This is a genomic window from Sphingomonas sp. MMS24-J45, from assembly GCF_044881195.1.
Taxonomy (GTDB): Bacteria; Pseudomonadota; Alphaproteobacteria; order Sphingomonadales; family Sphingomonadaceae; genus Sphingomonas.
In genome coordinates, this window is sequence record NZ_CP173255.1 from 220,776 (window position 1) to 233,669 (window position 12,894).

The 12,894-nt window shown below is 65.9% G+C and carries 15 protein-coding genes and 1 other RNA gene; 6 read left to right on the forward strand and 10 right to left on the reverse strand.

Annotation, left to right across the window (positions count from 1 at the left end; genetic code table 11):
- The first annotated feature begins 15 nt into the window (after nt 1-15).
- The 4 genes from rpoH (at nt 16) to AB5I39_RS01175 (ending at nt 2,531) form a co-directional block, all read left to right on the forward strand.
- A complete protein-coding gene (gene rpoH / locus AB5I39_RS01160) occupies nt 16-921 on the forward strand; it encodes an RNA polymerase sigma factor RpoH (protein ID WP_404370092.1) in 906 nt (301 codons plus the stop codon).
- Nucleotides 922-990: 69 nt separating this feature from the next.
- Entirely contained in the window at nt 991-1,725 is a 735-nt protein-coding gene (gene mtgA / locus AB5I39_RS01165) for a monofunctional biosynthetic peptidoglycan transglycosylase (RefSeq protein WP_404370093.1), read from the forward strand.
- 166 nt (nt 1,726-1,891) lie between these two features.
- Nucleotides 1,892-2,221 carry a hypothetical protein gene (locus AB5I39_RS01170; protein ID WP_404370094.1) on the forward strand — a complete coding sequence of 110 codons (330 nt, stop codon included), beginning with the start codon at nt 1,892-1,894 and terminating at the stop codon, nt 2,219-2,221.
- 7 nt (nt 2,222-2,228) lie between these two features.
- Nucleotides 2,229-2,531, forward strand: a complete 303-nt coding sequence (locus AB5I39_RS01175) for a helix-turn-helix domain-containing protein (protein ID WP_404370095.1) — start codon at nt 2,229-2,231, stop codon at nt 2,529-2,531.
- A 15-nt stretch (nt 2,532-2,546) separates the two neighbouring features.
- On the opposite strand, the gene AB5I39_RS01180 is transcribed toward AB5I39_RS01175, so the two are convergent.
- The 8 genes from AB5I39_RS01180 to AB5I39_RS01215 all read right to left on the reverse strand — a co-directional run bounded on the left by AB5I39_RS01180 (nt 2,547) and on the right by AB5I39_RS01215 (nt 9,371).
- Nucleotides 2,547-2,870, reverse strand: a complete 324-nt coding sequence (locus AB5I39_RS01180; protein WP_404370097.1) for a YbaB/EbfC family nucleoid-associated protein — start codon at nt 2,868-2,870, stop codon at nt 2,547-2,549.
- A complete protein-coding gene (locus AB5I39_RS01185; RefSeq protein ID WP_404370099.1) occupies nt 2,867-4,558 on the reverse strand; it encodes a DNA polymerase III subunit gamma/tau in 1,692 nt (563 codons plus the stop codon). The genes AB5I39_RS01180 and AB5I39_RS01185 overlap by 4 nt, the downstream gene beginning before the upstream one ends.
- A gap of 235 nt (nt 4,559-4,793) precedes the next feature.
- The gene (locus AB5I39_RS01190) at nt 4,794-6,428 is read right to left on the reverse strand and encodes an ABC1 kinase family protein (RefSeq protein ID WP_404370100.1); all 1,635 of its coding nucleotides are present in this window, start codon (nt 6,426-6,428) and stop codon (nt 4,794-4,796) included.
- A gap of 11 nt (nt 6,429-6,439) precedes the next feature.
- Nucleotides 6,440-6,537: signal recognition particle sRNA small type (ffs, locus tag AB5I39_RS01195), an RNA gene on the reverse strand.
- A 38-nt stretch (nt 6,538-6,575) separates the two neighbouring features.
- Nucleotides 6,576-6,797, reverse strand: a complete 222-nt coding sequence (locus tag AB5I39_RS01200) for a hypothetical protein (protein ID WP_404370102.1) — start codon at nt 6,795-6,797, stop codon at nt 6,576-6,578.
- A 59-nt stretch (nt 6,798-6,856) separates the two neighbouring features.
- Nucleotides 6,857-7,189, reverse strand: coding sequence for a 2Fe-2S iron-sulfur cluster-binding protein (locus AB5I39_RS01205; protein WP_404370104.1), 333 nt, complete (start codon nt 7,187-7,189; stop codon nt 6,857-6,859).
- Complete coding sequence (locus tag AB5I39_RS01210) at nt 7,186-8,325, reverse strand: cysteine desulfurase family protein (protein WP_404370105.1); 1,140 nt, start codon at nt 8,323-8,325, stop codon at nt 7,186-7,188. The genes AB5I39_RS01205 and AB5I39_RS01210 overlap by 4 nt, the downstream gene beginning before the upstream one ends.
- Entirely contained in the window at nt 8,283-9,371 is a 1,089-nt protein-coding gene (locus tag AB5I39_RS01215) for a cysteine desulfurase family protein (protein ID WP_404370107.1), read from the reverse strand. The genes AB5I39_RS01210 and AB5I39_RS01215 overlap by 43 nt, the downstream gene beginning before the upstream one ends.
- Before the next feature lie 111 nt (nt 9,372-9,482).
- Here AB5I39_RS01215 and AB5I39_RS01220 point away from each other — a divergent pair, with 111 nt between their 5' ends.
- Complete coding sequence (locus tag AB5I39_RS01220; RefSeq protein WP_404370109.1) at nt 9,483-10,139, forward strand: alpha/beta hydrolase; 657 nt, start codon at nt 9,483-9,485, stop codon at nt 10,137-10,139.
- A gap of 32 nt (nt 10,140-10,171) precedes the next feature.
- Here AB5I39_RS01220 and AB5I39_RS01225 read toward each other — a convergent pair whose 3' ends face one another.
- Complete coding sequence (locus AB5I39_RS01225) at nt 10,172-11,920, reverse strand: chloride channel protein (RefSeq protein WP_404370111.1); 1,749 nt, start codon at nt 11,918-11,920, stop codon at nt 10,172-10,174.
- A 248-nt stretch (nt 11,921-12,168) separates the two neighbouring features.
- On the opposite strand from AB5I39_RS01225, the gene AB5I39_RS01230 reads away from it, so the two are divergent.
- Nucleotides 12,169-12,678, forward strand: coding sequence for a DUF6265 family protein (locus tag AB5I39_RS01230; protein ID WP_404370112.1), 510 nt, complete (start codon nt 12,169-12,171; stop codon nt 12,676-12,678).
- A gap of 9 nt (nt 12,679-12,687) precedes the next feature.
- Here the strand turns inward: AB5I39_RS01230 and AB5I39_RS01235 are convergent, their stop codons facing one another.
- Nucleotides 12,688-12,855 (reverse strand): hypothetical protein, encoded by a 168-nt coding sequence (locus tag AB5I39_RS01235; RefSeq protein ID WP_404370114.1) that lies wholly within the window; start codon nt 12,853-12,855, stop codon nt 12,688-12,690.
- Nucleotides 12,856-12,894: the final 39 nt, after the last annotated feature.

Consider the following 12,894-nt stretch of genomic DNA (forward strand, 5'->3'; position numbering starts at 1 on the left):
AAGGGAGACTTACCCATGGCAGCCCGCAGCAACGTCCCCGCGACGATCCCCGCCCTTGGCGGCGAGGCGAGCCTCAACCGCTATCTCAGCGAGATCAAGAAATTCCCGATCTTGTCGCCGGAGCAGGAATATATGCTCGCGAAACGCTTCGAAGAGCATGGCGACACCGACGCCGCCGCGCAGCTGGTCACCTCGCACCTGCGCCTCGTCGCCAAGATCGCGATGGGCTATCGCGGCTATGGCCTGCCGGTCAGCGAGCTGATCTCGGAGGGCAATATCGGCCTGATGCAGGGCGTGAAGAAATTCGAAGCCGATCGCGGCTTCCGCCTCGCCACCTATGCGATGTGGTGGATCCGCGCGTCGATCCAGGAATTCATCCTTCGCTCGTGGAGCCTGGTGAAGATGGGCACCACCGCCGCGCAGAAGAAGCTGTTCTTCAACCTGCGCCGGATGAAGTCGAAGCTCGACGCGTTCGAGGACGGCGATCTGAGCCCCGAGCATCTCGCCAAGATCGCCAAGGACCTCGGCGTAACCGAAGCCGAAGTGACCAGCATGAATCGCCGCATGTCGATGGGTGGCGACACGTCGCTCAACGTGCCGATGCGCGAGGATGGCGACGGCCAGTGGCAGGATTGGCTGCAGGACGACGCGCCGCTGCAGGACGCGGTCGTGGCCGAAGCGCAGGAGGCCGACGTCCGCCACGAAATGCTGACCTCGGCGATGAGCGACCTCAACGAGCGTGAGAAGTTCATCCTAACCGAACGCCGCCTGACCGACGAGCCCAAGACGCTCGAAGAGCTGTCGCAGGTTTACGGTGTGAGCCGCGAGCGCGTCCGCCAGATCGAAGTGCGCGCATTCGAGAAGCTGCAAAAGGCCATGATGCGCCTTGCCGGCGACAAGCGGATGCTGGTCGCGGCCTGATCAGGGCGAGCCGGTCGTTAACGCTGCCGCGAAGTGGACAGCGCCGACCGGCTCCTCCTAGAAGACGGTATGAGCGACCTGATGCCGTCCCCCGCCCTATCCAGATCGCGCCCGCCGGGCCGGGGTGTCTTTCGACGGATAATTGGATGGATAGTTCGGGCGGTGCTCGGCTTTGTGCTGCTCTCGGTCCTGATGGTCGTCATCTACCGGTTCGTGCCGCCGCCGATCACGCTGACGATGGTCGGCGATGCGATCGGCGGGCATGGGATCGACAAATCCTGGCGCCCCCTTTCGCAAATCGACCCGAACATGGCGCGCGCCGCGATTGCAGGTGAAGACTCGCGCTTTTGCACGCATCACGGCTTCGATCTGAAGGCGATCGAGACGGCGTATAACCGCAATGCCCGTGGCGGGCGCATTCGAGGCGGATCGACAATCAGCCAGCAGACCGCCAAGAACGTCTTCCTGATCCAGGGGGGCGGTTACATTCGCAAGGCTTTCGAGGCCTATTTCACTGTCTTGATCGAGGCGATCTGGGGCAAGCGGCGGATCATGGAAGTGTATCTGAACGTCGCTGAAACCGGGATCGGAACGTACGGCGTCGAGGCCGGCGCCCAACGCTATTTCGGGCATAGCGCCAACGACTTGTCACCGCAGGAAGCCGGACGGATCGCCGCGATCCTCCCGCTGCCCAAGAAGCGAGCGGCGGTCGCCCCGCGTGGCTTCACCCGCCGCCACGGCAACGCCATCACCCGCCGGGTGGGCGTCGTCCGCAACGACGGGCTGGATGCCTGCCTGCGCTGAGGCGTTCGTCAGCAATCCTCATTGACGCCAACACATGTTCCATATATGGTACATGTGCGTTTCGATATACGCCAAGGGAGACAAGCAATGCTCGTTCATCGCGTGACCGTGTCCGGCCTGGGCGCCGCCAAGTACGGACTTGGCAAGAGAAGGTGGAGTTCAGTCAATGCACGAGGTGTATTTTCATAACGACGGCAAAGACCATGATGTAGGAAATTTTGTAATTTCGCTTGGTGACTACCAAGTCGATACTCTGGAAGACTTGATGGTTGTGGCGCAAGCCGGACCAGAGTTCATGGAACGATGCCAGGATTTGGGCAGCGGGATATGGGAATATCGGCGTTCGTTAGCACCGGCGAGATATGCGATCTTGCTCTTTACCTTTTTGCAAGAGAGCAATGTCTATATTGTCCTTCATGGCTTCCGTGCGGGCAGAGAAGGAACCACCAGTTCCGACCTACGGCATGCGAAGCAAGTCGCGAAGGCGTACCGATAGGGTATTTATGTCGGAAAATTCACCGGAAAAGAAGACCGTCGGGGGGCTGGTCTCGCTCAATGACATGCTCGAGCAGGAAGGCGTGCGCGAGATCGTCACGTTGCGCGCGTTCAAGCGCGTACTTGCGTCGAAGCTCGCTCAGGAGATGCAAGATCAGCATCTCTCCAAGTCGGACATGGCAAAACGAATGGGCACGAGCCGGGCTCAGCTCGACCGTATCCTTGATCCGACCACGCACAATGTCACGCTCGAGACGGTCGCTCGGGCCGCTACGACGCTGGGCAAGCGCTTGGAGCTAGACCTCGTTTAACCTGCCGCGCTGTGCTTAGAACGGCAGCTTGAAGCCCGGGGGCAGCGGGATCCCGCTCGTCATCTTCGCCATTTCCGCGCCCGAGGCGGCATCGGCCTTCGCCTTGGCATCGTTGAACGCCGCCACGACCAGATCCTCGATCATCTGCTTCTCGCTCGGCTGCAGCAGCGATTCGTCGATGTCGATCCCGATGATTCGCCCCTTGGCCGATGCGCGGACCTTGACCAGGCCACCGCCGGCCGCACCCTCGACCTCGATCTTGTCGAGCCCGTCCTGCGCCTTAGTCAGTTCGGCCTGGACGTTCTGCGCCATCGCCATGATGTCTTCGATGCTCTTCATGCGCTTTTACTCCGCTGTTTCATCAAACTCTCGATCTCGCTGTCGGCAATCTCCGCATCGGGAAACGCGTCGAGCGCCGCGCGGACCATCGGACTTGCCAGAATTTCCGCCTTGAAGCTCTCATACTGCGCCGCGTCGAGCTCTCGCAGCGTCGGGTCGCCCGGTGTATCGGCGGTGGTGATCTTCCAATTGCGCCCTGTCGCATTCTTGAGCCCCGCTGCCAGCTCACCGATCAGATCGGTTGGCAGCGGCCGTGCGGAGCTGAGCACGAGATCGGTGCCGCTCAAGCTGACCAGGCTGGCGTGATGCCGGATGCGCAGCGACAGGCCGATATTCTTGGTCCGCTCGAGCAGGCTGGCGACCTCCTCGATCGTGGTCGGCAAAGTCGCCTCGGCCGACGTCCCCGCCGGAGCCGCCACCGGTGCGACCGGCGCGGCGATCGCCATCGGCGCACCGTTCTGGATCATCCGCGCCAGCTCGCCCGGATCGGGCAAGGTCGAGGCATGGACCAGCCGCAGCAGCGCCATCTCGCACGCCTCGATCGGCATCGCGGCGCGGCCGACCTCTTCGTGCCCCTTGAGCAGCAACTGCCACAACCGATGAAGCGCGGCGAAGGACAGCGACCCCGCCCAGCCCTGCAACGCCTCACGCTCTTCGGTCGCCTGGCCCGGCTCCACCGCCGCACCGAGCTTGACGAGCGTGGTTGCATGGACCGTTTCGAGCAGCCCGCGCAGCACGCCGAGCGGATCGACGCCCAGATCATATTGCCGCCGGAGCGCCGCGAGCGCGCCGACCCCGTCGCCCGCGAGAACCAGCGCCATCAGATCGCGGATCGCACCGCGATCGGACAGGCCGAGCATGTCACGCACCGCCGCCGCGCTCACTGCGCCACCGTCCATGTCGGCATGGGCGATTGCCTGATCGAGGATAGACAGGCCGTCACGCGCCGACCCCTCCGCCGCCCGCGCGATCAGCCCAAGCGCCTCCGGCTCGGCTCTGACGCCCTCCGCCTCCAGCACCCGCGCGAAATGATCGGCGAGCTTTTCCGCCGGGATGCGGCGCAGGTCGAAACGCTGGCAGCGTGACAGCACCGTTACCGGCACCTTGTTCACTTCCGTCGTGGCGAGCACGAACTTCACGCCCTCGGCCGGTTCCTCCAGCGTCTTCAACAGCGCGTTGAACGCGTTCTTCGACAGCATGTGGACTTCGTCGATGATGTAGATCTTGTAGCGTGCGACGAACGCGGTCATCCGCGAGGCGTCGATCACCGCGCGCATGTCATCGACGCCGGTATGGCTCGCGGCGTCCATCTCGATCACGTCGATATGGCGTCCCTCGGCAATGCCGACGCACGGCTCGCACACGCCGCACGGGTCGATCGTCGGCCCGCCCTGCCCGTCTGGCCCGATGCAGTTAAGCGCCTTGGCCAGCAATCGCGCGGTCGAGGTCTTTCCGACCCCCCGCACACCGGTCATCAAAAAGGCATGCGCCAACCGCCCGCGCCGGATCGCGTTGCCGAGCGTGGTGACCATCGCATCCTGCCCGATCAGTTCGGCAAAGGTCTGCGGCCGATATTTGCGCGCGAGGACGCGGTAGGCGTCATTTTTGACAGGTGCGGGCGGCTCGCCCAGGTCGAAGCCGGGGGTGTCGTCGGCAGGGCCGCCAAGGAGATCGGAGGAGTCGGACATTGCGTCCTATCTAGGGACGACGATGGCGATTGTCGAAGGGTTGATGGGGCGGGCGGCACATGCCGGTAAAGTCACACGAGTCACACCAATGAAGCGTTGTGCGATACCGTCGACGACGGACGTTCAGGCCAAGGTTGCACCGGTTCGGCGTAGGACGACGATCAGAAAGAGCGACCGGAGTGTGACACGGTGCGCGGCTGTAGGACAGCCCTCCCCACCGCCGAAATCGCGCGGCTCAGCGTAGCAAGACGGCCGCCGCGACGATGCCCGCACCGAGCAGGATCGCCGCCGCAACCCAACGCGATCCAGCGGCGATGACCGCGCGAAGATCGACCGGCAGCGGCGCGGCCTCTGCCGTATCAAGCCGCCGGATCGCCGCGCGGACCAGACGGGGCGCATCGTCGCCGATCTTCGCGACTTCCCAGGCGAGCGCTTGCAGCAAAGGCCCCCAATGGTCGGGCGACAGCCGCGCCGCCAGGATGCGGGAGGACGCGCGCTGCAATGCGGCGGTCAGGTCGAAATCGGGCTCGATCCCCTGCAGGACGCCGTCGATCGTCACCAGAGCCTTGAACATCAACAGCAAATCAGGCGGCATCGTCATGCCCTGATCGCGCAGCAGCGGCATCATGTCGGCGACCAGGGCGCTCAATTGCACCGTGCCGCCACCGTGCCGGACGATCAGCCGGTCCGCGGCTGCCTGCACCACGTCGCGCGACACGCCGCTGCCGGCGGACCAGGTTGCCAACACTTCGCCCAATTGCGTCGCGTCGGCAGTGGCGACGGATTGGACGAAGCCGATGACCTCTTCTCGCCGCCGCGGCGAGACATGCCCGATCAGCCCGAGATCGAGCAACGCGATCCGGTCGCCGGGCAGGCACAGCAGATTGCCCGGATGCGGGTCGCCGTGGAACCGCCCGTTGATCAGCACCATGTCGAGCACGACGTCCGCGCCGAGCGCGGCGATGGCGCGCGGGTCGATCCCCGCCGCCTCCAGCGCGGCACGATCGCGTGGCGGGACGCCCGCGATATAGTCCATCACCAGCAGCGTTTCCGACGTCCGTGCCCAGTGGATCGTCGGCACCACGATGCGCGGCTCGTCCGCAAAATCGACGCGGAAGCGGTCGGCGTTGCGGCCCTCGCCGGTGAAATCGAGCTCCTCCAGTACCGCTTCGGCGAGTTGCCGGACCATTTCGACCGGGCGGAAACGGCGCAATTCGGCGCTGTTCGCCTCGGCCAGATGCGCCAGATGCGCGATCAGGCGAAGGTCCGCCTCCATTTGCGGGCGAATGCCCGGACGGCGGATCTTCAGCACCACCGCGGTGGCGTCGTGCAGGGTTGCGCGGTGGACCTGCGCGATCGAGGCGGCGGCGAGCGGTTCGGGATCGAACGCGGCGAAGGCGGTTTCGGGTGGCTCGCCGAGTGCCGCCTCTACCTCCGCGCGAAGCAACTCAAAGGGCAGCGTGGGCGCGCGGCTGTGCAGCAATTCGAGTTCGGCGATCCAATCCGGTGGCAGCAGATCGCTGCGCGTCGCCAGGATCTGGCCGAGCTTGACGAAAGTGGGGCCGAGCTCTTCCAGCGCGAGGCGGGTGCGTTTGGCGAGCGTCGTGGCTTCGCCGGTTTGCTGATCGATCGCGCCTTCGGGCGTCAGGCCGAGGCGGAGAAGCGAAGCACCCAGGCCGAAACGCGAGGCGATACCGACGATCTCGCTCAGGCGGCGACGGTCGCGGCTAGCGACAATCAGGGTCTTTAGGACGCTGCTGATGGCTTTGGCTTTCGGGGTTGGGCGCTTGGAGAGCGACCCGGCAAAGCCGGGTCGTCGAACGGGCTTAGCCCATCGGCCGCGCTTGCCAGCGTGTGCGGGGCGCCGCATCTGGCTGGCGGCGCGGTGGGAGCCGGAACGACCCGGAGCGAAATCGTTGTGGCTGCTGCCTTCCGGCCCTGACCAGGTTGGCGACGACCCCGTCCGCCCGACTCCCACGGCGCATATGGCGGTGTCGGACGGCGGGATCAAGCCCGCTTAGCGGCGGACCGTGCGGCAGGTGCGGATGCGCTTGTGGTGGCGATACTTCACCGTGCAGACACGGCGCGTGTGCGGGCGATAGCGATCACGCACAGTGTGAACGGTCCGGTGGCGCTCGACGACGCGGGTGTGGCGCTCATTCACCTGCGCGCTCGCGGTAGCCGGAAGCAATGCGGCGGCGGCGATCAGACCGGCGGACAACAAGGCGGCGATTTTCATAAAGTCCCTCTCCTGAAACGCGCCGCCAAGACACTCCGGGCGGCACGGGAGCGTAATGATCAGCGGCCCTGCATGTTCCGCACCTCGCCCGGAATTCGGACCGTCAGTCCGTCGAGTGCCTCGCTCAGCACGATCTGACACGCCAGCCGCGAAGTCCGCGTGGCCCCGGCGGCGAGATCGAGCATGTCCTCCTCATCCTCGCTCGGCGGCGCAAGGCGCGCGAAATCCTCTGCCGCGACGATGACGTGGCAGGTCGAACAGGCCATCTGCCCCTCGCATGTGCCCTCCAGCGGCTGGCCATCGGCTTGGGCCACTTCGAGCAAGCGATCGCCGGGATTGGCGCTCGCGGTGCGGAGCGCGCCGTCGACACCGATGAAACGGACCTGGATCATGCGGCAATTCCCCCTGAATTCTGTTGCGCATCGGCGGCGGCGATGATGCGGTCGATGGCTTCGGTCAATTCCGGTTCGGTCGTGTATCGGCCAAAGCCGAGCCGGATGCTGGAGCGCGCCTGCGCTTCGGTCAGGCCGACTGCACGGAGCACGTGGCTGGAGCGACCCGAGCCGCTCGCGCAGGCCGATCCGGCGGAGAAGGCGATGTCGCGCAGGTCCGACATCAGCCGCGCGACGTCGAGGCCGTCGCGGCGGATGTTGAGATTGCCGTGATAGCGGTCCCGGGTCGACCCGTTGATGTGCCAGCCCGGTCCAAGCCGATCGATCGCGCGCGTCCAGAGGCGTTCGAGATGTGCGGCATCGTCCTCGCGCCGTTCCGCCATCACCCCCGCAGCTCGGCCGAACCCCGCACATAGGGCCGGCGAAAGCGTGCCCGAGCGACCGCCCTCCTGATCACCGCCGTGCAGCATCGGCTCCAGCCTCACGCCGTCGCGGATCCACAGCGCGCCGATACCCTTTGGCCCATAGATCTTATGCGCGGAGATGGCGATCAGGTCGCATCCTGTGGGGATGGCGACGCGGCCGTAACCCTGCACCGCATCGCACAGAAGGAGCGCGTCGGCACGATGCGCCATTTCGGCAATCTCGGCGATCGGCTGGACGACGCCGATCTCGTTATTGACCAGCATCGCGGCGACCAACCCGGTGCCGGGCCACGTCGCGTCGCGCAGCTTCGACAGGTCGACCAATCCGTCCCGCTCAACCGACAGGACAGTTTGATTGCGCCCCGCGCGGCTCTCCGACCGCACCGTATCAAGCACCGCCGCATGTTCAGTCGCGAGCGTCACCATCTCGCCGCCGGTGCCTTTGATCGCCCAGTTGAGCGCCTCGGTCGCGCCGCTAGTGAAGACGACGCGCCCGCCAGGCGGCAGCAGCGCGGCAACCTGACCGCGCGCAAACTCCACCGCCGCCTTCGCCTTGCGCCCCGCCGCGTGCGCCGAATGCGGGTTGGCATAGCCGTCGCGCAGCCACGGCAGCATTACATCGAGCGCTTCCGGCGCGAGCGGGGTGGTCGCCTGATAATCCAGGTAGATCACGCGGCAAACGCCCGCGCCGAGCGCGAGATCGTGCGCCATTCCTTGATGAAGCGGTCGACATCAGCCTCGGTCGTACTGCGCCCAAAACTGACGCGGACGACTTCGCGCGAGGCCTCAACGCCCCAGCCCATCGCGCCGAGCACATGGCTCGGCTTCATGCTGCCCGAGGAGCAGGCGCTGCCCGCCGAGACCGCAATTCCCGCCATGTCGAAGCGGATAAGCTGCGTCGCGGCGGCGAGGCCGACCATCCGGTACGACCCGATCGCCGGATGGCGCGGGGCGGTGGATGCGACGATCTGCCCGCCCGACCGCACGATCGCATCGTCGAGTTTCGCGCGCAGCGGCACCATCGCGGCGACATCCTCGGGCTCGGCCAGCGCGGCCGCGAACCCAAGGGCACCGGGCAAATTCTCGGTCCCGGCGCGATAGCCGCGCTCCTGTCCGCCGGTCGGGCTAAGCGTCCCCACGTCGCGCACCAGCAGCGCACCAACGCCGGGCGGCCCGCCGCGCTTGTGCGCGGAGATCGCAATGAAATCGGCCAGCGACGCAAGATCAGGGTCGCCTCCCGTCGGCATTTGCGCGGCATCGACGAGCAACAGGCCGCCCGCCGAATGGACGATTGCGGCGATCGCGGCGATCGGCTGGCGCACGCCGGTCTCGCTGTTGCACCATTGCACCGCGACCAGGGTCGGCTGTCCCGCGAGCACGCGTTCGAGGTTCGTCGGATCTACCAGTCCGTCGCTGCCGACGCGCAGCACGTCTGCCGTGGGGGCCGCCGCGCGAATCACCGCGTCATGCTCGACCGCCGAAATCAGCCGTCGCGTTGCAACGCTCCGCCCGAGTGCGATCCCCAGCGCCTCGCTCGCGCCGCTCGTCAGGATCGTCTCCCCTACCCAGTCATAAGCTGCCGCAATCCGCGCCCGCGCCCCTTCCAGCGCGGCGCGCGCGGCGCGGCCCTCGGCATGGGGGGATGACGGGTTGGCCCAACCCTGCGCCCCCTCCGCCACCGCCGCCATCGCAGCGGGCAGCATCGGCGTAGTCGCCGCATGATCGAGATAGAGCCGAGATTCGGTTTGATCGGTCAAAAGCGGGTCAATTCCGGAATGATTGCGAAAAGGAGCGGTCTGCCTATATAGCGCCGAGCCTCCCGCGCCCAAATATCTTGGCCCGCGCGCTCATTTAAGTCAGCAGGTCCGATGCCAGAAGTGATTTTCCCCGGTCCCGACGGCCGTCTCGAAGGCCGTTTCATCCCCGCCCCGCGCCCCCGCGCTCCGGTTGCGATGATCCTGCATCCGCATCCGCAGGCCGGTGGCACGATGAACAACCACATCGTGATGGAGCTCTACAAGACCTTCCAGCGGCGCGGCTTCGCCGTGCTGCGCTTCAATTTCCGCGGCGTCGGCAAGAGCCAGGGCACCTTCGACAATGGCGTGGGCGAACTGTCGGACGCTGCCAGCGCGCTCGATTGGGTGCAGAGCTTCCACCCCGAAGCCTCGACCACCTGGATCGCCGGCGTCAGCTTCGGCGCGTGGATCGGCATGCAACTTCTGATGCGCCGCCCGGAAATCCGCGGCTTCATCTCGGTTGCGCCGCCCGCCAACATGTACGACTTCACCTTCCTGGCGCCCTGCCCGGCGAGCGGCATCATCATCCAGGCTGAGAATGACGAAGTCTCGCCCCCGCTCGCAACGCAGAAGCTGGTCGACAAGCTGCGCACGCAGAAGCACATCACGATCCACCACGACACGATCCCCAAGGCGAACCATTTCTTCGAACACGAAATGCCGCAGCTTATGGGGTCGGTGGACAAGTATCTTGACATGCGGCTCGACCCCAACAGCCCGATCCGCTGAGGTGCAGGGGCCGCGGCACGGCGGCCCCTCCCTCACCCCTCGCCGAACAAGTCGCGCTGCGCCTTGTCCAGTTCTTCGGCATAGCGGCGGCGAACGAACGACTCGGACAAGATACCGAGAACCTGCCGGTCGCCATCGAGCACGGCGAGTTCGTCGGCACCCGATGCGTCGAAACGCTTCATCACCGCGGCAATGTCCATGTCTGGTGCCAGTGCCGCGTCCTGATTGATCGCGATCTCGCCAATCGGTGCTGCCGGATCGAGCCCCTCGACATAAGCGCTCGGCGTCTGCGCGATCCCGGCATAGCGACCGGCATCGTCGATCAGGATCACCCGGCTGGTGGCGCCCAGCGGAAACGCCCGCCGGAACGTCGCAATCGGGGTCGATGCCGGGGTCGCCCGCGTTTCACGCCGCATCATTCGCCCGGCGGTCAGGCTGCGCACCCAACCGACATCGCGCGCACTCTTGATCGTCTCACCGCGCAGATGCAGCCGCCAGGTCGAGAAACTGTAACCGAACGTCTCGCGCACCACGGTCGACGAGACGAGCGACGCCGCGAGCACAGCGCCGGTCAGCGAGAAATCGTGCGTCGCCTCCAGCACCAGCATCGCCATCGTCATCGGCGCGCCGACGATCGCCACCGCCAGCGCCGCCATCCCGACCAGCGCCGCATTGTGCGGATCGACCGCGACGAAACCGGCCGCCGCGTTGAACAGCCCTGCGAACACATGCCCGACCAGCGTACCCAGGAACAGCGAGGCAAAGAACAGCCCGCCGCGAAACCCGAAACCGAGCGACACGATCGATGCTGCGCACTTTGCCAGCAGCACCGTCGCGATGAAGGCAAGCGATATCCCCTGCGCCAGATCCATGTGCAGCGCGCCGTGTCCGCTCGACAGCACTTGTGGCGACAAGGCCGCGATCGGCATCAACAGCAGCCCGCCCAGCGCCGGACGAGCCCAGTCGGGCAGCGCCACGAGCCGGACTCCTGCCTCCACCAGAGCAACCGCGCGCATCAGCCCCACGCCCAACGCGGCACAGACGATCCCGAGGACAGCGTAAATCAGGTAATGATGCGTTTCGGTCGGCGCTCCGGCCACGGTTTCGATGACATAAGGCTGGATGCCGAATGCTTGCGAGACGAACACCGCCGTGATCGCCGCTGCCGCCACCGGCGCGATTGCGGAGGGGGTGTAGGCCCCGATGACGATCTCGAACGCGTAGAACGCACCCGCGAGCGGCGCGCCAAAGGCCGCGGCGATCGAGGCCCCCGCTCCGGCACCAACCAGATTGCGCAGATCGCCACGCCGCAGCCGGAGCGCGCCGCCCGCCACCGAGGCGAGCGCGCCGCCGATCTGCGCATACGCAGCCTCCAAACCAACCGACGCGCCGAAGCCGTTCGACAAGACCGTCTGCCCCGAAATGATCAGACTGTCGGCCATCGACATCCGGCCGCCATGCAGCGCGTTCGCCTCCACCGCGTCGATCATTCGCCGTCGCCGGGCGCGCGTGATCCAGGAAAACAGCGCCAGCATCGCCCCGCCCAGCGGCAGAGCCAGCAATGCGAAGGTCGATATTGCCGGAACCTCGCTCAGCCGGACGGTATGCGGCAAGGCGAACAGCCAATGCTGCAAGGTGCGCGCGACGCCGCCAAGCACAATGCTGCCCAACCCCGCCGCGCCGCCGACCAGAACGGCAAGCAGGATGAACGCGGCTTCGCTGGAGCGAAGGCGGCGGCGAGCCCATGCCCAGGGCAGAATAAGGCGGCGGTGTACGGGCAACAGAGGTCCGAAAATCGGTGCGACAGCACGCCCTTACGCCGGAGCGCCGCCGCGTGCCAGCGTAGCGCTACATCGTCCGGATCAGCACGTCGCGATGGGACAAGCGAAGGCGTCGAATATTCTCACAAGACGCGCCTCTCGCGGTTGCAAAGGCGCGGATGCGGAGCGTTTGCGTGGGGGTGCCAGGGTCTTATAGTTCGGTGGCGGCGCAGCAATTGCGATCACGCCGCCCTGGGGGAGAAAAGACGATGCTGCGCACCGTGACAGCCATTTTGATTGCGTTGGCGACGCCGGCGGCGGCACAGCATACGCGCATCCTTGGCGATAGCGCGCCAGCGTCGGCATCGATCGCGCAGCTTGAATGGCTGACGGGAAGCTGGGTCGGCACCGGGATGGGTGCGGAAATTGCCGAAACCTATTCCGCCGCGCTCGGCGGCCGAATCTCCGGTCATTTCGTGATGGCGGACGGCAAGGGCGGCGTCGCGTTCACAGAATTGGTCGATTATGTCCCGGTCGGCCAATCGCTCGCCTATCGCGTTCGCCATTTCAACGCGGACATGACCGGGTGGGAAGACAAGACGGGCAATGCCGTGCAGTTCATGCTCGTCGCGGTCGAGAAGGATCACTGGTTCTTCGACGGCATGACGCTGGAGCGGACCGGTCCCGACGCGCTGACGATGTGGGTGCGGATCACCAAAGAGGGTAAGGCCGAGGATGTTCCGTTCCGCTTCGTCCGAGCGCGATCGCACAAACGCTGAGCCGCCGCGCTACATCGTCCAGATCACCACATTCCCGACCAATACCGCCGCCATCACCAGCATCAGCACGCCCTTTTGCGTGTTCTGGCGCTTGGCGATCAACATGCCGCCGCCGATCAGGCAGGCGAATGCGGCGAGCATGGCGATGGCGGGGGCGAGGGATTCGAGGGTGGACATGATCTCCTCCTAACCGTTCGCCTCGAGCGAAGTCGAGAA